Below are 20037 nucleotides of genomic sequence, written 5' to 3' on the forward strand. Positions count from 1 at the left end.
CAACACTCTCATCACTGCCCCCAGCACTGGTGCCGCGACATTTCAGGCGCTGCACCCGGGTTTTCCCGCGCACCGGTGCTGGTCAAGCTGAAGTTACCGCACGGGTCGTCGACCATAGCTGAGCCTGTGATCGGCACCGCCAGCAGGTGGAAATCCTGAGGATTCAACACAGCGGTGATTCTATAGCGATCATTGCCCGCGCTGATGCCACTGGCGTCAATAAAAGTGCCGTTGCTCGTATAAAAGCGCTCCAGGTGCTGGGCTTGCTCGTTCAACAACGCGACAATTTCCGCGCGATAAACCTTCTTCACATGGCCGGAGTAGCCGGGGTAAGCGATCCCGGCCATAAATGCGATGATCGCCATGGCGATCAGTAACTCGATCAGGGTAAAGCCCAGGCTGTCCTTGCCCATCCCACTGCTCCTCATTGAAGTTGTCGCCACGCCACTCGCTGAAACCGCGAGCACCCCTGCTCTTCTACCCGCGCATACACGGTCTCCAATACGGTGCGCGATTGACCACTGATGCCGACCGCCGTGACCCGGAACAACGCCGCAGAACTGTGCGGCGGCAAATGCGCCAGCCCGGTCCCAACCCCCAAGGATTGAACCCCATAAAGCCCAGCCTTGAGGGCAACCCAGCTAACCGCCGAAACAGGATGAGCCCCGGCGCCCAGCACCGAAAATGCCTCGCCCGGCGGCGCACAATGGATGATCGACCGGCACAGGGGCATGACGGCGCCCATTTGCTGCACAGCCCGTTCCCCCAGCCTCAAGCCGCTCTCGGCACTTTGGAACGACTGGTTGCGATGCCAAAGGCTGCCGGCGATCTTTTGCTGGGTAACGGCCCCCTGCATCGACGACAAGCCGATCAACGACAACAGCAGCAGAAGGACCAGGCTGGTCAGCAAGACCATGCCCGTCTGTCGCGAAGAAATACCCACCATCATCAAGATGCCCCTACCCCAGGCGGTTTCGCAGCGCCGCCACGACACTGTAGGTTTGGTCTTTGACACGGCCAGCTGGGTCTTGCAGAGTCATGCGCAGGCGCACGCTGCGGATCAAGGCTTCGTCGGCGGGGCGGGTCTCGTAACGCACAACGCCTGTCGAATCCAACCTGGCGGCCACGCCGAAACTGATATCGAATGCCCGTACGTTATCCACCAGTACCGCCTTGGCCGGTGCATTGGGCGTGGCGACCTTCAACTGCCCGGTCTCGAAGGTATAGGTGAGTTGGCGTATAGCAAAACGGATCTGCCCGGGCTCGGGCGCAGGAGCGTTACCGATATAGGCGTGGGCAGTGGACGTGCAGTCCGACAGTACCGTCCAATCCGGCCTGCCACCCTCTTCGCCAACCTGCGCCGTGAGCAACGTCAGCGAAGTCGAACCGCCCCCGGCACTCCAGGTGATGGGTCGATCAAAGGCTAAAGGCGCATTCTCGATAAACGCCGGGGCCAAACAGCCAAACATGCCTGCCTGACGAATATCCTGGATCATTTTGCTCAGTACAAAGCGTGCGTCATCTTGCAGCAGCATCGCCGCCTGTTGACTGGCGTGGGTCACGCGGGAACTGATCAGCACCTGGCTTGCGCCAAGCAACAGCACAAGCCCGATAACCAAGGCCAATAACAACTCCACCAGACTGAAACCGCGAACCCGGTACCTCATTGCGCCACTCGTGACGCAGAGCCGATGCGACTGGTCAGCGTGAACGTTTCCCGGGCTCCGGCCGTGTGCGTCGCCCTGCTGTCATCCCAACGGATGCTCACGGTCACTTCATCTGCACTGACCGCTACCGCGCCTTTGGCGCTCTCGCCGGCAAACCCGAGGATGTTGCTCTGGAAATCGCGCAGATCCAGGTCGCGCACCCCGGCAGAGGTGGTCGGGGCTCGCTCAATTCGCCCCCATTGGTAGTCCGCGCTGGAATTGGCGCGGATTCGGTCGAGCATGTCATAGGCGATGAAACTGGCTTGGCTGGCCATCCTCGCGCTGTCGGTGTACTTGAGCGCATTGAGCTGAAGCGCAGCCGCACCTAACAGACCAACGGTAAGAATCAGCACCGCTACCAGCGCCTCGATCAGCGTCATGCCGATTTGGTACCGGGGTAAAGAGCAGGAAAAACAAGTGTTCACATAAATCTGCATTACCGTCGCGATCCGTGTCGAAGGCCAGAAAAGCAGGCAAAGCCCGCCGTGCGACTCAAGCCTAGCGCTGGTTTTTCGCCCGTGCCGCTCGCGGAACAAAGGGAAATACTTTGGACGTAAAGGCCATCATCCAGCGCCTCGTTCCAGCCGCTATACCTTTGACTGAGCCGCATCCAGACCTGCGTCCACGGAGGGACATTACATGCGCCAACGGGGTTTCACTTTAATAGAGCTGCTGCTCGGGCTGCTGGTGAGCGGCATCCTGGCGCACCTGGCCGTGCCCGGTTTCAAGAGCCTGCTCGAGTCACAGCAACGACAGAGCGCGGCACGATCACTGGCGAGCGGGCTTCGCTTCGCCCGCACTGAAGCCATCGTACGCAACCGGGCGGTGGTCATTTACGCCGTCAATGATGACTGGAGCCAAGGCTGGCGGGTAATCGCGGATCTGAGCGGGCGCGGTCAAGAGGACGATGACAACCCCGTACTGCTGGAGCGCCAGGACAGCGGGCGCGTGCCCATCGTCGGCAATGGGCCGGTCAAGAGCCAGGTACGTTTCAACGGGCTGGGCGAACCGGTGTTTTCAGGAGGAGGGTTTCGGGCCGGCACGGTGCATGTCTGCGCCACGGACCAGCCCCAGAGCTTGCACCAGGTGGTGCTGGCACCCAGCGGGCGCATCAGCCTGCGCAGCGACAAAGCCGAGCAGGCGTTGTGCCGGAGCTATTCCGGCATCCCGGCCGTCACAGCAGCGAGCGCACCCGCAGCTCCTTGGGCATAGAGAACGTGATGTTCTCCTCACGGCCAGCCAATTCATCAGCGCCGGTAGCACCCCAGGCATGCAGTTGCTGGATAACGCCGCGCACCAGCACTTCCGGGGCCGAGGCGCCGGCGGTGATACCAATCCGCTCGACACCGTCGAACCAACTGCGCTGCAGGTCTTCGGCACCGTCGATCAGGTATGCCGGTGTCGCCATGCGCTCAGCCAACTCGCGCAGGCGGTTGGAGTTGGAGCTGTTTGGGCTGCCGACGACCAGTACCACATCGCATTCATCAGCCAGTTGCTTGACCGCATCCTGGCGGTTTTGGGTGGCGTAGCAAATGTCGTCTTTGCGCGGGCCGCCAATGGCTGGAAAGCGGGTGCGCAGGGCATCGATCACGCGACTGGTATCGTCCATGGACAAGGTGGTCTGGGTCACGAAGGCCAAACGTTCAGGGTTATTCACCTGTAGGCTGGCGACGTCTTTTTCGTCTTCCACCAGGTAAATCGCGCCGCCATTACTGGCGTCGTACTGGCCCATGGTGCCTTCAACTTCCGGGTGGCCGGCATGGCCGATCAGGATGCATTCACGACCGTCGCGACTGTAGCGCGCGACTTCGATATGCACCTTGGTGACCAGCGGGCACGTGGCGTCGAAGACTTTCAGGCCACGGCCTGCCGCTTCGGTACGCACGGCCTGGGAAACACCATGGGCGCTGAAGATAACGATAACGTCGTCCGGCACCTGATCCAGCTCTTCGACAAAGATCGCACCGCGTGCGCGCAGGTCCTCGACCACGAATTTGTTGTGGACGACTTCATGGCGCACGTAGATAGGCGGCCCGAAGACTTCAAGGGCGCGGTTGACGATTTCGATCGCCCTATCCACGCCGGCGCAGAAACCACGGGGGTTGGCGAGTTTGATTTGCATGCTGTGCCTCGTGTTTTGCAGCCACATTGAGTCAATTTGACACTGACTCAACCAACAATGGAGATCAAAGGTGGGAGGGGGCTGGCTCCCGATATCGGTATATCAGTCTGTACATATTTAGCTGATACGCCGCTATCGGGAGCTAGCCCCCTCCCACATTTTAGAGCGCGTACGCTCAGTTACAGCGCTTTGACGTTAATAATCTCGACGTCAAAGGTCAGTGTCTTGCCAGCCAACGGGTGGTTGAAGTCGATGGTCACTTGCGCGTCATCAAATGCTTTCACCACGCCAGGCAATTCAGTGTTCGCCGCATCGTTGAAAATCACCAGCAGGCCTTCCGACAGTTCCATATCCTGGAACTGCGAACGCGGGATGATCTGTACGTTTTGCGGGTTGGGCTGGCCAAAGGCGTTTTCCGGCAGGATCTGCAGGGTGCGCTTGTCACCGGCCTTGAAACCGAACAGTGCCGCTTCGAAACCCGGCAGCAGGTTGCCGTCGCCGACTTTGAAGGTCGCCGGGGCCTTGTCGAACGTGCTGTCGACCGTGTCGCCATTTTCCAGACGCAGTGCGAAATGCAAAGTGACTTCCGTGTTCTGGCCGATGCGTTGCTCAGCCAATACCTGATCAGTCATTGACGGTCTCTCCGGTTTTCTTACTTTTGAACATATCCAGCGCCAGCATGATTGCGCCCACGGTGATGGCACTGTCGGCGAAGTTGAACGCAGGGAAATAATGACGGTTCTGCCAATGCACCAGGATGAAGTCGATCACATGGCCGAGGGCAATGCGGTCGTACAGGTTACCCAGTGCACCGCCCAGCACCAGGGCCAGGGCGACGGCAAGCCAGGTGTCATCACGGCCCAGGCGCTTGAGCCAGACCACCAGCACCGCACTGACCACCAAGGCGATCAGGGCAAACAACCAACGCTGCCAACCACCACCATCGGCGAGGAAACTGAAGGCGGCGCCGGTGTTGTAGGCCAGGGTCCAACTGAAGTAATCCGGGATCACCACGATTTGCTGGAACATTTCCAGGGAGCCTTCGAAGTGAGCCTTGCTGACCTGGTCAATGATCAGGATCAGCAGGCTCAACACGAGCAAGCCCAGGCGTCCGAAACGACGGGTGTCAGGCATAGTGACGAACCTCGCCTTCACCGGAAATGTTGTCGACGCAACGACCGCAGATTTCCGGATGCTCCGGGTTTACGCCGACATCTTCACGGCAGTGCCAGCAACGCGCGCACTTGGGGAAGGCCGACTTGACCACTTTGAGCTTGAGGCCCGGCACTTCGGTGGCCACGGCGTCCGCCGGGGCCTGGGCGAATGGCGCCAGGCTCGCGGTGGAGGTGATCAGCACAAAGCGCAGTTCGTTGCTCAGCTTGGCCAGGTCGGCCGTCAGGCCTTCCTCGGCAAACAGGGTGACTTCGGCTTGCAGGTTGCCGCCAACGGCTTTGGCCGCACGCTGAACCTCCAGCTCCTTGTTCACCGCGACCTTGACGGCCATTACGCCTTCCCAGTATTCGCGGCCCAGTTCGAAGTCAGCCGGCAACTCGGTCAGGCCTTCATACCAGGTGTTGAGCATGACCGATTCGTTACGCTCGCCCGGCAGGTATTCCCACAGCTCGTCGGCGGTGAAGGCCAGGATCGGCGCGATCCAGCGCACCAGCGCTTCAGAGATGTGGTACAGCGCGGTCTGCGCCGAGCGGCGTGCCTTGCTGTTGGCACCGGTGGTGTACTGGCGGTCCTTGATGATGTCGAGGTAGAAACCACCGAGCTCCTGCACGCAGAAGTTGTGGATTTTCGAGTAGACGTTCCAGAAGCGGTATTCGCCGTAGTGTTCCTGCAACTCGCGCTGCAGCAACAGGGTACGGTCCACGGCCCAACGGTCCAGGGCGAGCATGTCCTCGGCCGGCAGGATGTCGGTGGCCGGGTTAAAACCGGTCAGGTTCGACAGCAGGAAGCGCGCGGTATTACGGATACGGCGGTAGGCATCGGCGCTGCGGGCCAGGATCTGGTCCGACACGGCGATTTCGCCCGAGTAATCGGTAGACGCCACCCACAGGCGCATGATGTCGGCGCCCAGGGTGTCGTTGATTTTTTTCGGTTCGATCACGTTTTTCAGCGACTTGGACATCTTGCGACCCGTCTCGTCGACGGTGAAGCCGTGGGTCAGCAGTTCGCGGTACGGCGCGTGATTGTCGATAGCGCAACCGGTCAGCAACGAAGAGTGGAACCAGCCACGGTGTTGGTCGGAGCCTTCCAGGTACAGGTCGGCACGCGGGCCAGCGTCATGGCCCATCGGGTGCGAACCACGCAGCACGTGCCAATGGGTGGTGCCGGAGTCGAACCACACGTCGAGGGTGTCGCTGATCTTGTCGTACTGCGGCGCTTCGTCGCCCAGCAGCTCGGCGGCGTCCAGCTTGAACCAGGCTTCGATGCCTTCCTGTTCAACGCGCTGGGCCACGACTTCCATCAGTTCGACGGTGCGCGGGTGCAGTTCGCCGCTTTCCTTGTTCAGGAAGAACGGGATCGGCACGCCCCAGTTACGTTGGCGGGAGATGCACCAGTCCGGGCGATTGGCGATCATCGAGTGCAGGCGCGCCTGGCCCCAGGCCGGCACGAACTGGGTGTCTTCAATGGCTTTGAGCGAGCGAACACGCAGGGTGTCGCCGCTGGTCGGCGCTTTGTCCATGCCGATGAACCACTGCGCAGTGGCGCGGTAGATCAGCGGAGTCTTGTGGCGCCAGCAGTGCATGTAGCTGTGCTTGATGGTGTCGGTTTGCATCAGCGCACCGACTTCACGCAACTTGTCGATGATCGGCTGATCGGCCTTGAAGATGAACTGGCCGCCGAAGAACTCCAGCGACGGCACGTAGACACCGTTGCTCTGTACCGGGTTGATGATGTCGTCGTTGACCATGCCGTATTTCTTGCAGATCACGAAGTCGTCCACGCCGTAGGCCGGCGAGCAGTGGACAATGCCAGTACCCGAACCCAGCTCGACGTAGTCAGCCAGGTACACCGGCGACAGGCGGTCATAGAACGGGTGACGGAAGTTGATCAGTTCCAGCGCGGAGCCGGTGGTGGTGGCGATCACCGAGCCTTGCAGTTCGTAACGCGCCAGGCACGCCTCGACCATTTCCTCGGCGAGCACCAGCAGGCGATCACCCACGTCCACCAGGGCGTAGGTGAATTCCGGGTGCACGTTCAGCGCCTGGTTGGCGGGAATGGTCCAGGGGGTGGTGGTCCAGATCACGATGGCAGCCGGCTTGGCCAGGCTTGCCAGGCCGAAAGCCTCGGCCAGCTTGGCGTCGTCGGCGATCGGGAAGGCCACGTCGATGGTCGAGGACTTCTTGTCTTCGTACTCGACTTCCGCTTCAGCCAGGGCCGAACCGCAGTCAAAGCACCAGTTCACGGGCTTGAGGCCCTTGAACACGAAACCGCCCTTGACGATTTCGGCCAAGGCACGGATTTCACCGGCCTCGTTCTTGAAGTTCATGGTTTTGTACGGGTTGGCCCAGTCGCCCAGCACACCCAGGCGGATGAACTCGGACTTCTGCCCTTCGATCTGCTCGGTGGCGTAGGCACGGCACAGTTCGCGGGTTTTATCGGCACCCAGGTTCTTGCCGTAGGTCACTTCGACTTTGTGCTCGATCGGCAGGCCGTGGCAGTCCCAACCCGGGACATAGGGTGCGTCGAAGCCCGAAAGGGTTTTGGAGCGCAGGATCATGTCCTTGAGAATCTTGTTCAGCGCATGACCGATGTGAATCGTGCCGTTGGCATAAGGAGGGCCGTCGTGCAGGACGAACTTCGGACGATCCTTGCCAATTTCGCGCAACTTTCCGTACAGGCCAATACTGTCCCAGCGCTGCAGGATCTGCGGTTCGCGCTGTGGCAGGCCGGCCTTCATTGGGAAGGCGGTGTCCGGAAGGTTTAGCGTGGCTTTATAGTCGGTCATTTAAGGCTCTTCGGTTAGCGATGGGCGCTAGGTGCGGCTAGTGCACGGGCGGCGGCGACATCCGCATTGATCGCCGTTTTCAACGCCTCAAGGGAGGCGAAACGCTGCTCTTCACGCAGCTTTTGGTGGAAAACCACCGTCAAACGCCGGTCGTATAAATCACCGGCAAAATCCAAAAGGTGAACTTCCAGGTGGGCCTTGCCATCACCTGCAACCGTGGGCCTGACGCCTATATTGGCGACTCCCGGCCACGATTGGCCGTCGATGTCGACGCTCACCAGGTAAACCCCGGTCAGCGGCACTCGACGGCGCTTGAGTTGCACGTTGGCGGTAGGCGTGCCTAATTGGCGCGCCAACTTCTGGCCGTGCAACACCCGCCCGGCAATGCGGAACGGGCGACCGAGCAATCGCTCGGCCAAGGCGAAGTCGGCAGCGGCCAGGGCGTTACGCACCTGTGTACTGCTCACGCGCAGGCCGTCCAGTTCGACGGTTTGCGCGGCCTCGACGGTAAAACCCTGCTCTACGCCAGCGTGTTGCAGGAAATCGAAATCGCCGACGCGGTCGCAACCAAAACGGAAGTCGTCACCGACCTCCAGGTGTTGTACGCCCAAGCCATCCACCAGGATGCGATCGACGAATTCGGCGGCGCTGAGGCTTTGCAAGCGCTGGTTGAAAGCCAGGCAGAGAACGCGGTCCACGCCTTCTTCAGCCAGCAGTTGCAGCTTGTCCCGCAAGCGGGCCAGGCGGGCCGGAGCCGTTTCTGGGGTAAAGAACTCCCGCGGCTGTGGCTCAAAAATCACCACGCAGCTGGGTACGCCCAACTCGACGGCGCGCTCGCGCAGCCGGGCCAGGATAGCCTGGTGGCCACGGTGAACACCGTCAAAGTTGCCAATAGTGGCGACGCAGCCCCGATGCTCGGGGCGCAGGTTGTGGAGACCTCGAACCAGCTGCATAACGCGCTTCTTGCTCATAAAGTGGTCGATTATAACCACACCCGGCCCCGGACGACAGGCAACAGCGCAGGCCAAATGGGTCGAATCGATAAAACTGCCGTTTTATCGCGGCAAACTCTCTAACTCAGGGACTTGCGATTGAAATCCCGCAAACGGAAACCCTGCAGCAGCAACATGCCGAAGTACACCACCACGCCAGCGACGACCAGCACGCCCAGGCGCATGAAGCGCTCCAGCATATGGCCTTCGCTCCAGGCGGGCATCACGTGCATCAGCCCGAGCAGCACCGCCGACATCATTGCCACCGCCACCAGCAGCTTGAGCGCAAACAGGCCCCAACCCGGCTGCGGCTGGAACATCTGCTGTTTGCGCAGTTGGTAAAACAAAAGGCCAGCGTTGATGCACGCACCGGCGCTGATCGCCAGGGCCAGGCCGGCGTGGGCCAGCGGGCCGATAAACACCAGGTTCAGCAGTTGGGTGACGATCAAGGTGAAGATCGCGATTTTTACCGGCGTACGGATGTTCTGCTGCGCATAAAACCCCGGTGCCAGCACTTTGATCACGATGATGCCCAGCAGGCCCACGGAATAGGCGACCAGCGCGTGCTGCGTCATTAACGCGTCATAGGCATCGAATTGCCCGTATTGGAACAGCGCCACCGTCAGCGGCTCGGCGAGGATGCCCAGGGCCAGGGCGCAGGGCAACACCAGGACGAAGCACAGGCGCAGCCCCCAATCGAGGATGCGCGAGTATTCCTGGCGGTCCTTGCTCGCGTAGGTGCGCGCCAGGGTTGGCAGCAGAATGGTACCGAGGGCCACGCCGAGCACGCCGGAGGGCAGTTCCATCAGGCGGTCGGCGTAGTACATCCACGACACAGAGCCCGACACCAGCAACGAAGCGAACGCAGTGTTAATGATCAGGGAGATCTGGCTGACCGACACGCCGAGGATCGCCGGCAGCATATTGCGCATGACGCGCCACACGCCGGTGTCCTTGAGGTTCAAACGCGGCAACACCAGCATGCCGATCTTTTTCAGGTGCGGCAGCTGGTACAACAATTGCGCCAGGCCACCGGCCAGCACGGCCCAGCCCAGGGCCATCACCGGCGGCTCGAAGTACGGCGTGAGGAACAACGCGAAGACGATCATGCTGACGTTAAGCAGGGTCGGTACGAATGCCGGCACCGAGAAACGGTTCCAGGTATTGAGGATCGCCCCGGCCAGGGACGACAGGGAGATCAGCAATATATAAGGAAAGGTCACTCGCAGCAGGTCGGTGGTCAGCGCGAATTTTTCCGGGGTATTGGCAAAGCCGGGGGCCGTGGCCCAGATGACCCAGGGCGCCGCAAGCATGCCGATGAGCGTCACCAGCATCAACACCAGGGTCAGCAGGCCCGAGACGTAGGCAATAAAGGTTCGGGTCGCCTCCTCGCCCTGCTGGGTTTTGTATTCCGCCAGGATCGGTACAAATGCCTGGGAAAAGGCCCCCTCGGCGAAGATCCGCCGCAGCAGGTTGGGCAATTTAAAGGCAATAAAGAACGCATCCGTGGCCATACTGGCGCCAAAAATACGCGCCAGCAGGGTGTCACGCACAAACCCTAAAACCCGGGAGATCATCGTGATAGAGCTGACGGCGGCCAACGATTTGAGCAGATTCATTGAAAGAGTTTGCGCCTATGGATAAAGAGCAGGCGAACAAAGCGCCTACTTATGCGATACTGCGCGCCTGCAACAGCACAGAGCCAAAGCTCGCGAGTTTACAGGTCAAGCGCCGGAAATAAATCACCCGCCTCTTCAGATCGACCACTCAGCAGTTCGCATCAGCCGCCCTTGACAACCCGTCAAGTCATCGGCATGATTCGCGGCCTATTTTGTTTGCTATTTCCTAAAAAGTCTTTCGAGGAGCTCGACGGTGGCCAACACACCTTCCGCCAAAAAACGTGCAAAACAGGCTGAGAAGCGTCGCAGCCACAACGCCAGCCTGCGTTCCATGGTTCGTACCTACATCAAGAATGTAGTTAAAGCCATCGACACCAAAGACGCTGAAAAAGCTCAAGCAGCTTACGTTCTGGCTGTGCCTGTTATCGACCGTATGGCCGATAAAGGCATCATCCACAAGAACAAGGCCGCTCGTCATAAGAGCCGCCTGAATGGCCACATCAAGGCTCTGAGCGTTGCTGCCGCAGCCTAAGTGGTAACAACTGCAACGCAGCCCAGGTTGCGAAACAGTTAAGAAATGCCCCGTACCGAAAGGTCCGGGGCATTTTTGTTTTCTGAAGTGCGCCTTCCACATTTGGAACGCGGTGAATTTCAGATAAAAAAACGCCCCGAACAGGTCGGGGCGTTTTGGCTACCGCTTGATCAAAACATCAATCAATGGTGATGACCGCCTTCACCGTGGACGTGACCATGGGCCACTTCTTCCTGGGAGGCGTCGCGGATGGCAACGATCTTCACCTGGAAGTTCAGGCGCTGACCCGCCAGCGGGTGGTTGCCATCAACGGTCACGTCGTCGCCGTCCAGATCACGGATGGTCACGATCTGCATTTGGCCATCCGGCGCGGAAGCGTGGAACTGCATGCCCACTTCCAGTTCGTCGACGCCTTCGAACATGCTGCGGCTCAGGGTGCTGACCAGTTCGGCGGAATATTCGCCATACGCATCTTCAGGTTCTACGGCAACGGTCAGTTCATCACCAACTGCCTTGCCTTCCAGAGCCTTTTCCAGGCCTGGGATGATGTTACCTGCGCCTTGCAGGTAGACCAGCGGCGCGCCGCCGGCTGAGCTGTCGATGACCTCACCAGCGTCGTTGGTCAGGGTATAGTCGATGGAGACAGCCTTGTTAGCGGCGATCGTCATGGGGCGAGACCTTTTGCATAAGAATGAAGAACGGACAAGTCTAAACAAGGATTTGCCCGAAAGCGAACGGAACCCGGACAGACGGGGCCGACAAACGGTCACTGTCTGTGGTTTTCATCAGGACGAAGACGGGCACTGGGTGGCCGAGCTGTCCTGCGGCCACACCCAGCACCTGCGCCACCAGCCGCCATGGCAGTCGCGCGCCTGGGTGCTCGACCCCGCACAACGTCTGGAAAAAATAGGCCAGCCCTTTGCCTGCGGCTGGTGTACGCAAGCGCGTGAATAACGATAACCTTGGCGCCTGATTCCCGGTAGGCACTCAGCCATAGAGCGCCGCCGAAGCCATGCACCTCCAGAGAATTCGCATGCAGACTTTTTTTATCGCGCCCACCGATTTTGGTGTGGGCCTGACCTCCATCAGCCTTGGGCTGGTGCGTACCCTTGAGCGAGCCGGGCTTAAAGTCGGCTTTTTCAAGCCGATTGCCCAACCGCACCCAGGCGATACCGGCCCTGAGCGCTCCACCGAACTGGTGGCACGCACCCACGGCCTCAAACCGCCGCCCCCGCTGGGCCTGCCCCATGTCGAGCGGATGCTCGGCGACGGCCAGCTCGACGAGTTGCTCGAAGAAATCATCACGCTGTATCAGCAGGCGGCCGTGGGCAAAGACGTGCTGATCGTCGAAGGCATGGTGCCCACGCGCAGCGCCAGTTATGCGGCGCGGGTCAACCTGCACTTGGCCAAGAGCCTGGATGCCGAGGTGATCCTGGTATCGGCGCCGGAAAACGAAGTGCTCACCGAACTCTCCGGCCGCGTGGAATTGCAGGCACAACTGTTCGGCGGCCCAAAAGACCCGAAAGTACTCGGCGTCATCCTGAACAAGGTGCGCACCGACGAGAGCATGGAAGCGTTCTCGGCGCGCCTTAAAGAACATTCGCCGCTGTTGCGCAGCGGTGATTTCCGCCTGCTTGGCTGCATTCCTTATCAGCCCGAACTCAACGCGCCGCGCACCCGCGACGTGGCCGACCTGATGGGCGCACAGATCCTCAATGCCGGCGACTATGAAACCCGGCGCATGACCAAGATCATTATTTGCGCGCGCACCATGCGTAACACCGTGGAACTGCTCAAGCCCGGCGTGCTGGTGGTAACGCCCGGCGACCGTGACGACATCATCCTCGCCGTCAGCCTGGCCGCGATCAACGGCGTGCCCTTGGCCGGCCTGCTGTTGACCAGCGATACCCTGCCCGACCCGCGCATCATGGAGCTGTGCCGCGGCGCGTTCCAGGCCGGGTTGCCGGTGCTGTCGGTGAGTACCGGTTCCTACGAGACCGCCAACCTGCTTAACAACCTGAACAAGGAAATCCCCATCGATGACCGCGAGCGGGCCGAGATCATCACCGATTTCGTCGCCAGCCACCTCGATGCGCGCTGGCTGCACCAGCGTTGCGGCACGCCACGGGAAATGCGCCTGTCGCCGGCGGTGTTCCGCTACCAACTGATCCAGCGAGCCCAGGCCGCCAACAAACGCATCGTGTTGCCCGAAGGCAGCGAACCGCTGACCGTGCAGGCGGCCGCCATCTGTCAGGCCCGTGGCATTGCCCGTTGCGTGCTGCTGGCCAAGCCTGCGGATGTGGAAGCGGTGGCCCGCGCCCAAGGCATCGAATTGCCCGAAGGGCTGGAGATCCTTGACCCGGACCTGATCCGCCAGCGCTATGTCGAGCCAATGGTGGCGCTGCGCAAGAGCAAGAGCCTCAACGCGCCGATGGCCGAGCAGCAACTGGAAGACACCGTGGTGATCGCCACCATGATGCTCGCGCTGGATGAAGTCGACGGCCTGGTCTCCGGCGTCATTCACTCCACCGCGAATACCATCCGCCCCGCCCTGCAACTGATCAAGACCGCGCCGGGCTGTACGCTGGTGTCGTCGGTGTTCTTCATGCTGTTCCCCGAGCAGGTGCTGGTGTATGGCGACTGCGTGATGAACCCGCACCCAAGCGCCGCCGAACTGGCAGAAATCGCCCTGCAAAGCGCCGACTCGGCGGCCGCGTTCGGCATCACCCCGCGCGTGGCGATGATCAGCTATTCCAGCGGCGATTCCGCCAGCGGCGAGGAAGTGGAGAAGGTTCGCGAAGCCACCCTGCTCGCCCATGAACAGCAAAGCTCTCTGCTGATCGACGGCCCGCTGCAATACGACGCCGCCGCCAACGAAAACGTGGCACGGCAGTTGGCCCCCAATAGCCAGGTCGCCGGCAAGGCCACGGTGTTTGTGTTCCCCGACCTGAACACCGGCAATACCACCCACAAAGCGGTGCAACGCAGCGCCGATTGCGTGAGTCTGGGGCCGATGCTCCAAGGCCTGCGCAAACCGGTCAACGACCTGCCGCGCGGCGCCCAAGTGGATGACATCGTGTACACCATCGCGCTGACTGCGATCCAAGCCGCCAACCGACCTATGGATATCTAAATGCTGGCTTTTCTACCTGCCGCCATGCGCGGGGTGATCGCATCACTGCTGTTGGCGCTGAACACGATCCTGCTGTGTTCGTTCCTGTTTATCGTCGCGCTGTTCAAGGCACTGCCGTTTGCCAAGCGTTTCAGCGAATGGCTGATGAACCACACTCACGAAGCCTGGGTCACCAACAACAAAGGCTGGATGAACCTGGTGCAACGCACGCGCTGGCACCTCAAAGGGCTTGAGGGCCTGGACTATCAGCACTCGTACCTGGTGACCAGCAACCACCAGAGCTGGGTCGACATCATGGTGCTGCAATACGTGCTCAACCGCCGCATTCGCCCGCTCAAGTTCTTTCTCAAGCAAGAGCTGATCTGGGTACCGGTGATTGGCCTGGCGTGGTGGGCGCTGGGCTTTCCGTTCATGAAGCGCTACACCAAGGCCTACCTGGAGAAACACCCGGAGAAGAAAGGCAAGGACCTGGAAACCACCCGCAAGACCTGCGCGAAATTTCGCGACAACCCGGTGGGCATTTTCAACTTTGCCGAGGGCACACGGTTTACGCCGGGCAAACATGCGCAGCAGAACTCACCGTTTCGCTATTTGCTCAAGCCCAAGGCTGGCGGTATCGCGTTTGTGCTGGATGCCATGGGGGAACAGCTCAAATCACTGGTCAACGTGACCATCCACTACCCTGCCGGGCGCCCAGGCTACTGGGATTTGCTGTGCGGTAAGGTGAAGGACGTGGTGGTGCAGTTTGAAGAAGTGCCGATCCCGGCCGAGTTCATTGGCAAGAATTATGAGCAGGATGCCGAGTACAGGCTGGCGTTCCAGGGCTGGATCAACCGGCTGTGGGAAGAGAAGGATCAGTTGCTGGACAAGCTGCACGCCGATTACCCAGACAAAAAATGATCAAAATGTGGGAGGGGCTTGCCCCCTCCCACATTTGACTGCGGCGAGTGTTAGATCGCGCCGCGCTGACGCAACAGCTCCAGCACTTGCTTGACGCTCTCTTCCAGCGACAGGGCCTGGGTGTCGATTACCAGATCGGCGTTCAACGGCACGTCGTAAGGGAAGGATTCGCCAGGGATGTTATCCCCGCCCGCAGCGTACAAACCTTGCGGATCACGCTCGGCACACACCAGCGGCGACGCCTGCACGTACACGGTCAACAGGCGATCGGCGCCAATCAGCGACTTGGCCTGTTCACGGCCTTCGGCATCCGGGGCGACAAACGCGGCCAGCGTCAACAGGCCGGCTTCGTTGAACTGGCGCGCAACGTGGGCGGCACGACGCCAGTTCTCGGTACGCCCGGCACGGTCATGCGGCAAGCCCTTGTTCAGGTCATGACGCAGGTTCTGGCCATCCAGTACGAACACGGCACGGCCCATGTCGAACAGCTTGCGCTCAACCGCATAGGCCAGGGTGCTCTTGCCGGCGCCCGACAGGCCGCTGAACAACACGGTGGCCGGCTGCTGGCCGAAGCGCAGGGCGCGCTCCTCGGTGGCTACATGGGCCAACTTGCCGTGCTGCGCCGCGCTGCCGTGAGTGACCGGCGGTGCGATGATCATGCCGGCGGCCACGGTGCCGTTGGTCAAGCGGTCGATGACGATAAACGCGCCGGTGGTGCGGTTGCTGTCATAACCGTCCAGGGCGATGGCTGCGTCGAGGCTGACCTTGACCCGGCCAATCTCGTTCAATTGCAGCGAACTCGCAGGGCCTTCGGCCAGGGTGTTCACGTCCACGCGGTGCACGATGCTGGTGATGGAGCCCGGCACGTAGCTGGTGGCACGCTTGATGTCATATTTCTTGCCCGGCAGCATCGGTTCTTCGGCCATCCACACCAACATGGCGTCGAAGGCGTCGGCCACTTGCGGCACGTTGTCGGCATGCACCAGCAGGTCGCCACGGGAGATGTCGATCTCGTCTTCCATGGTCAGGGTCACGGCCTGGCCTGGGCCGGCATGCTCCAGTTCACCGTCGAAGGTGACAATGGATTTGACGCGGCTGCTCTTGCCCGACGGCAGCACCACGACTTCGTCGCCCTTGTGCACGATGCCGCTGGCCAGGGTGCCTGCGAAACCACGGAAGTTCAGGTTCGGACGGTTGACGTACTGCACCGGGAAACGCAGGTCGGTGTAGTTGCGGTCGTTGGCGATCTCGACGGTTTCGAGGATCTCCATCAGCGACTGGCCGGTGTACCAAGGCGAGCGCTCGCTCTTGTTCACCACGTTGTCACCCTTGAGCGCCGACATCGGCACAAAGGCCATGGTGCTCGGCTTGAACGCGATACCGTCGGCAAACTTCAGGTAATCGGCCTTGATGGCCTCGAATACGCTTTGGTCAAAGCCATTGATGTCCATCTTGTTGACGGCGATCACGATGTGCTTGATACCCAGCAACGAGGCGATATAGCTGTGGCGACGGGTCTGGGTCTGCACGCCGTAGCGGGCGTCGATGAGGATGATCGCCAGGTCACAGGTAGACGCGCCAGTGGCCATGTTGCGGGTGTACTGCTCATGGCCTGGGGTGTCGGCGATGATGAATTTGCGCTTGGCGGTGGAGAAGTAGCGGTAAGCGACATCGATGGTGATGCCCTGCTCACGCTCAGCCTGCAAGCCGTCGACCAGCAACGCCAGGTCGATGTCATCGCCGGTGGTGCCGGACTTCTTCGAATCGCGGGTAATGGCTTCCAGGTGATCTTCGTAGATCATCTTGGAGTCGTGCAGCAGGCGGCCGATCAGGGTGCTCTTGCCGTCGTCGACGTTGCCGCAGGTCAGGAAGCGCAACATCTCTTTGCGCTCGTGCTGGCCCAGGTAGGCGAGGATGTCCTCGCTGATCAAATCAGATTGATGCGACATGACAGCCCCTTAGAAATAACCTTGACGTTTTTTATCTTCCATTGAGCCTGCGCCATCGTGGTCGATGACCCGGCCCTGGCGCTCGGAAGTTCGCGTCAGGAGCATTTCCTGGATGATGTCCGTCAGCGTCTCGGCTTCGGACTCCACCGCGCCCGTCAACGGGTAGCAGCCAAGGGTACGGAAACGTACTTTCTTTTTGACGATGCGGGCTTTGTCTTCGTCGGACAGGTGCTCGAGGATGCGGTCGTCGTCGATCATGATCAACGTGCCGTTCTTCTCGATCACGTCACGCTCGGCGGCGAAATACAGCGGAACGATCGGGATGCCTTCGAGGTAGATGTATTGCCAGATGTCCAGCTCGGTCCAGTTGGACAGCGGGAACACGCGAATCGACTCGCCCTTGTTGACGTTGCCGTTATAAACGTTCCACAGCTCCGGGCGCTGGTTCTTCGGGTCCCAGCGGTGCTTGCTGTCGCGGAACGAGTACACGCGCTCTTTGGCGCGGGATTTCTCTTCATCGCGACGGGCACCGCCGAACGCGGCATCGAAACCATGCTTGTCCAACGCCTGCTTGAGGCCTTCGGTCTTCATGATATCGGTGTGCTTGGCGCTGCCGTGGGTGAACGGGTTGATGCCCTGCGCAACACCATCCGGGTTGACGTGGGTGATCAGGTCCAGGCCAAGCTCCTCGACCATCTTGTCGCGGAACCTGTACATCTCCTGGAATTTCCAGCGGGTGTCGACGTGCATCACGGGGAACGGCAGTTTGCCCGGGAAGAAGGCCTTGCGTGCCAGATGCAGCATCACGGCGGAGTCTTTACCGATCGAGTAGAGCATTACCGGGTTGTCGAACTCGGCGGCGACCTCGCGGATGATGTGGATGCTTTCCGCCTCCAGCTGTTTCAGATGCGTCAGTTTGTCGACCATGGCTACTCACGGAAAAACGATCTTATGGACGGCCAGCGGGCCGTGTTCGAGCGGGGCATGCTAGCACAGCACCTTCTTCTATTCAGGGCGCCGGCTAGATCGAAACGGTATATGAATATGCCCCCGAGTTTGGGCTTCCTGCGGGAGCTGTGTGGCTTAGATCGGATTCGGGCAATCGATAAACAAATGCTCCAGGGCGAAGCGCCGGGCCAGGTAGTCGCCCAGTGCCTGCACGCCGTAGCGCTCGGTGGCGTGATGGCCGGCAGCGATGAAGCTGATGTCGTTTTCGCGCGCGCTGTGGAAGGTTTGCTCGCTGGCTTCGCCACTGAGGAACAGGTCGACACCGGCGGCAATTGCGTCATCGATATAACCCTGGCCACCACCGGTGCACCAGCCGACGCGGCGGATCATCTCGCTGCCTTCGATCAGCAGCGGCTCGCGGCCCATGACCTCCTGCACGCGGCGCGCAAAATCGCGCGGCGACAGGGGTTCGGCGAGGGAGCCGACCAGGCCGACGACCTTGGGGTTGCCAGGGTCCAGCGGGCCTTCGACGGTGATGTCCAATTGGCGGGCCAGTTGCACGTTGTTGCCGACATCCGGGTGCAGGTCCAGAGGCAGGTGGTAGACCAGTAGACTGATATCGTGCTTGAGCAAGGTTTTCAGGCGACGCTGCTTCATACCGGTGATGCAGGGGTTTTCGCCTTTCCAGAAATAACCGTGGTGCACCAGGATCAAATCGGCCTGGGCCTCGACGGCGGCGTCCAGCAGGGCCTGGCTGGCGGTCACGCCGCTGACGATGCGCATCACCTGCGGGCGACCTTCGACCTGCAGGCCATTGGGGCAATAATCAGCAATTTTTGCGCTGGCGAGGTAGCGGTCCGCTTCCTCGACGAGGGTGGTAAGAGGGACGGCCATAAAAGACTCCTAAATATCCGGTTCCGAGGTGCTCGCAGCCTCGTATAATGCGCGACATTATGGGCGCTCTCCCGCCCCCTGCAACCTGTCAGGACTTACTTGATGCTCAAGGCACTGCGTTTTTTTGGATGGCCATTGTTGGCTGGCGTGCTGATCGCGATGCTGATTATTCAGCGTTTCCCACAGTGGGTGGGCTTACCAAGCCTTGACGTAAACCTGCAGCAGGCACCGCAGACCAGCGCGGTGGTGCAAGGCCCGGTGACCTACGCGGATGCGGTGGTCATTGCCGCGCCGGCCGTGGTTAACCTGTACACCACCAAAGTCATCAACAAACCGGCGCACCCGCTGTTTGAAGACCCGCAGTTCCGCCGCTATTTCGGCGACAACGGGCCCAAGCAGCGTCGAATGGAATCCAGCCTGGGTTCCGGGGTGATCATGAGCCCCGAAGGCTACATCCTCACCAACAACCACGTGACCACCGGCGCCGACCAGATTGTGGTGGCCCTGCGTGACGGCCGCGAGACCTTGGCCCGCGTGGTCGGCAGCGACCCGGAAACCGACCTGGCGGTGCTGAAGATAGACCTCAAGAGCCTGCCGGCCATCACCCTGGGCCGCTCCGATGGCCTGCGGGTGGGCGACGTGGCGCTGGCCATCGGCAACCCGTTCGGCGTGGGCCAGACCGTGACCATGGGCATCATCAGCGCCACCGGGCGCAATCAGTTGGGGCTTAACAGCTACGAAGACTTCATCCAGACCGACGCCGCGATCAACCCGGGCAACTCCGGCGGCGCGCTGGTGGATGCCAACGGCAACCTGACCGGCATCAACACGGCAATCTTCTCCAAATCCGGCGGTTCCCAGGGCATCGGTTTTGCGATCCCGGTGAAGCTGGCGATGGAGGTGATGAAGTCGATCATCGAGCACGGCCAGGTGATTCGCGGCTGGCTGGGCATTGAAGTGCAGCCGCTGACCAAGGAACTGGCCGAGTCATTTGGCCTGACCGGGCGCCCTGGCATCGTGGTCGCCGGGATCTTCCGCGACGGCCCGGCGCAAAAAGCCGGTTTGCAACTGGGGGATGTGATCCTCAGCATCAACGGCGAACCGGCCGGCGATGGGCGCAAGTCGATGAACCAGGTGGCGCGGATCAAACCCACCGACAAAGTTGCGATCCTGGTGATGCGCAACGGTAAAGAGATCAAATTGGCGGCCGAAATCGGTCTGCGTCCGCCGCCCGCCCCGGTCAAAGAAGAAGAATAAGCCGTTGCGCACAGGTGCCCGTTCGCG

The 20037-nt window shown here is 60.8% G+C and carries 20 protein-coding genes; 6 read left to right on the forward strand and 14 right to left on the reverse strand.

Annotated elements, in window-relative coordinates:
• Positions 1–11: 11 nt before the first annotated feature.
• From AB4N98_RS08665 to pilV, 4 genes are read right to left on the reverse strand one after another with little or no spacing between them, the layout of a single operon-like run.
• Positions 12–413: a type IV pilin protein gene (locus AB4N98_RS08665; protein WP_065877319.1), complete on the reverse strand. Its 402-nt coding sequence runs from the start codon at positions 411–413 to the stop codon at positions 12–14.
• An 11-nt stretch (positions 414–424) separates the two neighbouring features.
• On the reverse strand, positions 425–949 hold the full coding sequence (locus tag AB4N98_RS08670; protein WP_460149370.1) for a pilus assembly PilX family protein: 525 nt from the start codon (positions 947–949) through the stop codon (positions 425–427).
• 10 nt (positions 950–959) lie between these two features.
• Complete coding sequence (locus tag AB4N98_RS08675) at positions 960–1667, reverse strand: PilW family protein (protein ID WP_017529875.1); 708 nt, start codon at positions 1665–1667, stop codon at positions 960–962.
• A complete protein-coding gene (gene pilV / locus AB4N98_RS08680) occupies positions 1664–2143 on the reverse strand; it encodes a type IV pilus modification protein PilV (RefSeq protein WP_065877320.1) in 480 nt (159 codons plus the stop codon). The genes AB4N98_RS08675 and pilV overlap by 4 nt, the downstream gene beginning before the upstream one ends.
• 202 nt (positions 2144–2345) lie before the next feature.
• Here pilV and AB4N98_RS08685 point away from each other — a divergent pair, with 202 nt between their 5' ends.
• Entirely contained in the window at positions 2346–2918 is a 573-nt protein-coding gene (locus AB4N98_RS08685) for a GspH/FimT family pseudopilin (RefSeq protein WP_017529877.1), read from the forward strand.
• Here the strand turns inward: AB4N98_RS08685 and ispH are convergent.
• The 6 genes from ispH to murJ all read right to left on the reverse strand — a co-directional run bounded on the left by ispH (position 2881) and on the right by murJ (position 10397).
• Entirely contained in the window at positions 2881–3828 is a 948-nt protein-coding gene (gene ispH, locus AB4N98_RS08690) for a 4-hydroxy-3-methylbut-2-enyl diphosphate reductase (RefSeq protein WP_017529878.1), read from the reverse strand. The genes AB4N98_RS08685 and ispH overlap by 38 nt on opposite strands.
• 179 nt (positions 3829–4007) lie before the next feature.
• A complete protein-coding gene (fkpB, locus tag AB4N98_RS08695; protein ID WP_175404195.1) occupies positions 4008–4445 on the reverse strand; it encodes an FKBP-type peptidyl-prolyl cis-trans isomerase in 438 nt (145 codons plus the stop codon).
• Between the two features lie 7 nt (positions 4446–4452).
• Positions 4453–4962 (reverse strand): signal peptidase II, encoded by a 510-nt coding sequence (lspA, locus tag AB4N98_RS08700; protein WP_017529880.1) that lies wholly within the window; start codon positions 4960–4962, stop codon positions 4453–4455.
• A complete protein-coding gene (gene ileS, locus AB4N98_RS08705) occupies positions 4955–7786 on the reverse strand; it encodes an isoleucine--tRNA ligase (protein WP_065877322.1) in 2832 nt (943 codons plus the stop codon). Before ileS ends, lspA begins: the two co-directional genes overlap by 8 nt.
• Positions 7787–7800: 14 nt before the next feature.
• Positions 7801–8739 carry a bifunctional riboflavin kinase/FAD synthetase gene (gene ribF, locus AB4N98_RS08710; RefSeq protein WP_017529882.1) on the reverse strand — a complete coding sequence of 313 codons (939 nt, stop codon included), beginning with the start codon at positions 8737–8739 and terminating at the stop codon, positions 7801–7803.
• A gap of 119 nt (positions 8740–8858) precedes the next feature.
• Positions 8859–10397: a murein biosynthesis integral membrane protein MurJ gene (gene murJ, locus AB4N98_RS08715; RefSeq protein WP_135196369.1), complete on the reverse strand. Its 1539-nt coding sequence runs from the start codon at positions 10395–10397 to the stop codon at positions 8859–8861.
• Positions 10398–10650: 253 nt separating this feature from the next.
• On the opposite strand from murJ, the gene rpsT reads away from it, so the two are divergent.
• On the forward strand, positions 10651–10929 hold the full coding sequence (rpsT, locus tag AB4N98_RS08720) for a 30S ribosomal protein S20 (protein ID WP_016976313.1): 279 nt from the start codon (positions 10651–10653) through the stop codon (positions 10927–10929).
• Positions 10930–11111: 182 nt separating this feature from the next.
• On the opposite strand, the gene AB4N98_RS08725 is transcribed toward rpsT, so the two are convergent.
• Positions 11112–11597, reverse strand: coding sequence for an FKBP-type peptidyl-prolyl cis-trans isomerase (locus tag AB4N98_RS08725; protein ID WP_003171645.1), 486 nt, complete (start codon positions 11595–11597; stop codon positions 11112–11114).
• Here AB4N98_RS08725 and AB4N98_RS08730 point away from each other — a divergent pair.
• The 3 genes from AB4N98_RS08730 (at position 11596) to AB4N98_RS08740 (ending at position 14962) form a co-directional block, all read left to right on the forward strand.
• Positions 11596–11883, forward strand: a complete 288-nt coding sequence (locus AB4N98_RS08730) for a DUF3565 domain-containing protein (protein WP_065877324.1) — start codon at positions 11596–11598, stop codon at positions 11881–11883. The genes AB4N98_RS08725 and AB4N98_RS08730 overlap by 2 nt on opposite strands.
• A gap of 79 nt (positions 11884–11962) precedes the next feature.
• Positions 11963–14062 carry a phosphate acetyltransferase gene (gene pta, locus AB4N98_RS08735; RefSeq protein ID WP_017529885.1) on the forward strand — a complete coding sequence of 700 codons (2100 nt, stop codon included), beginning with the start codon at positions 11963–11965 and terminating at the stop codon, positions 14060–14062.
• Positions 14063–14962: an acyltransferase gene (locus tag AB4N98_RS08740; protein WP_460149371.1), complete on the forward strand. Its 900-nt coding sequence runs from the start codon at positions 14063–14065 to the stop codon at positions 14960–14962.
• A 50-nt stretch (positions 14963–15012) separates the two neighbouring features.
• Here the strand turns inward: AB4N98_RS08740 and cysN are convergent, their stop codons facing one another.
• The 3 genes from cysN to AB4N98_RS08755 all read right to left on the reverse strand — a co-directional run bounded on the left by cysN (position 15013) and on the right by AB4N98_RS08755 (position 18753).
• Positions 15013–16911, reverse strand: a complete 1899-nt coding sequence (cysN, locus tag AB4N98_RS08745) for a sulfate adenylyltransferase subunit CysN (protein ID WP_017529887.1) — start codon at positions 16909–16911, stop codon at positions 15013–15015.
• Positions 16912–16920: 9 nt separating this feature from the next.
• On the reverse strand, positions 16921–17838 hold the full coding sequence (cysD, locus tag AB4N98_RS08750) for a sulfate adenylyltransferase subunit CysD (RefSeq protein WP_017529888.1): 918 nt from the start codon (positions 17836–17838) through the stop codon (positions 16921–16923).
• A 156-nt stretch (positions 17839–17994) separates the two neighbouring features.
• Positions 17995–18753 (reverse strand): Nif3-like dinuclear metal center hexameric protein, encoded by a 759-nt coding sequence (locus AB4N98_RS08755; protein ID WP_135196368.1) that lies wholly within the window; start codon positions 18751–18753, stop codon positions 17995–17997.
• 102 nt (positions 18754–18855) lie between these two features.
• On the opposite strand from AB4N98_RS08755, the gene algW reads away from it, so the two are divergent.
• Complete coding sequence (gene algW / locus AB4N98_RS08760) at positions 18856–20010, forward strand: Do family serine endopeptidase AlgW (protein WP_017529890.1); 1155 nt, start codon at positions 18856–18858, stop codon at positions 20008–20010.
• The last annotated feature ends 27 nt before the right edge of the window (positions 20011–20037 follow it).

Source organism: Pseudomonas sp. S3_E10, assembly GCF_054667615.1.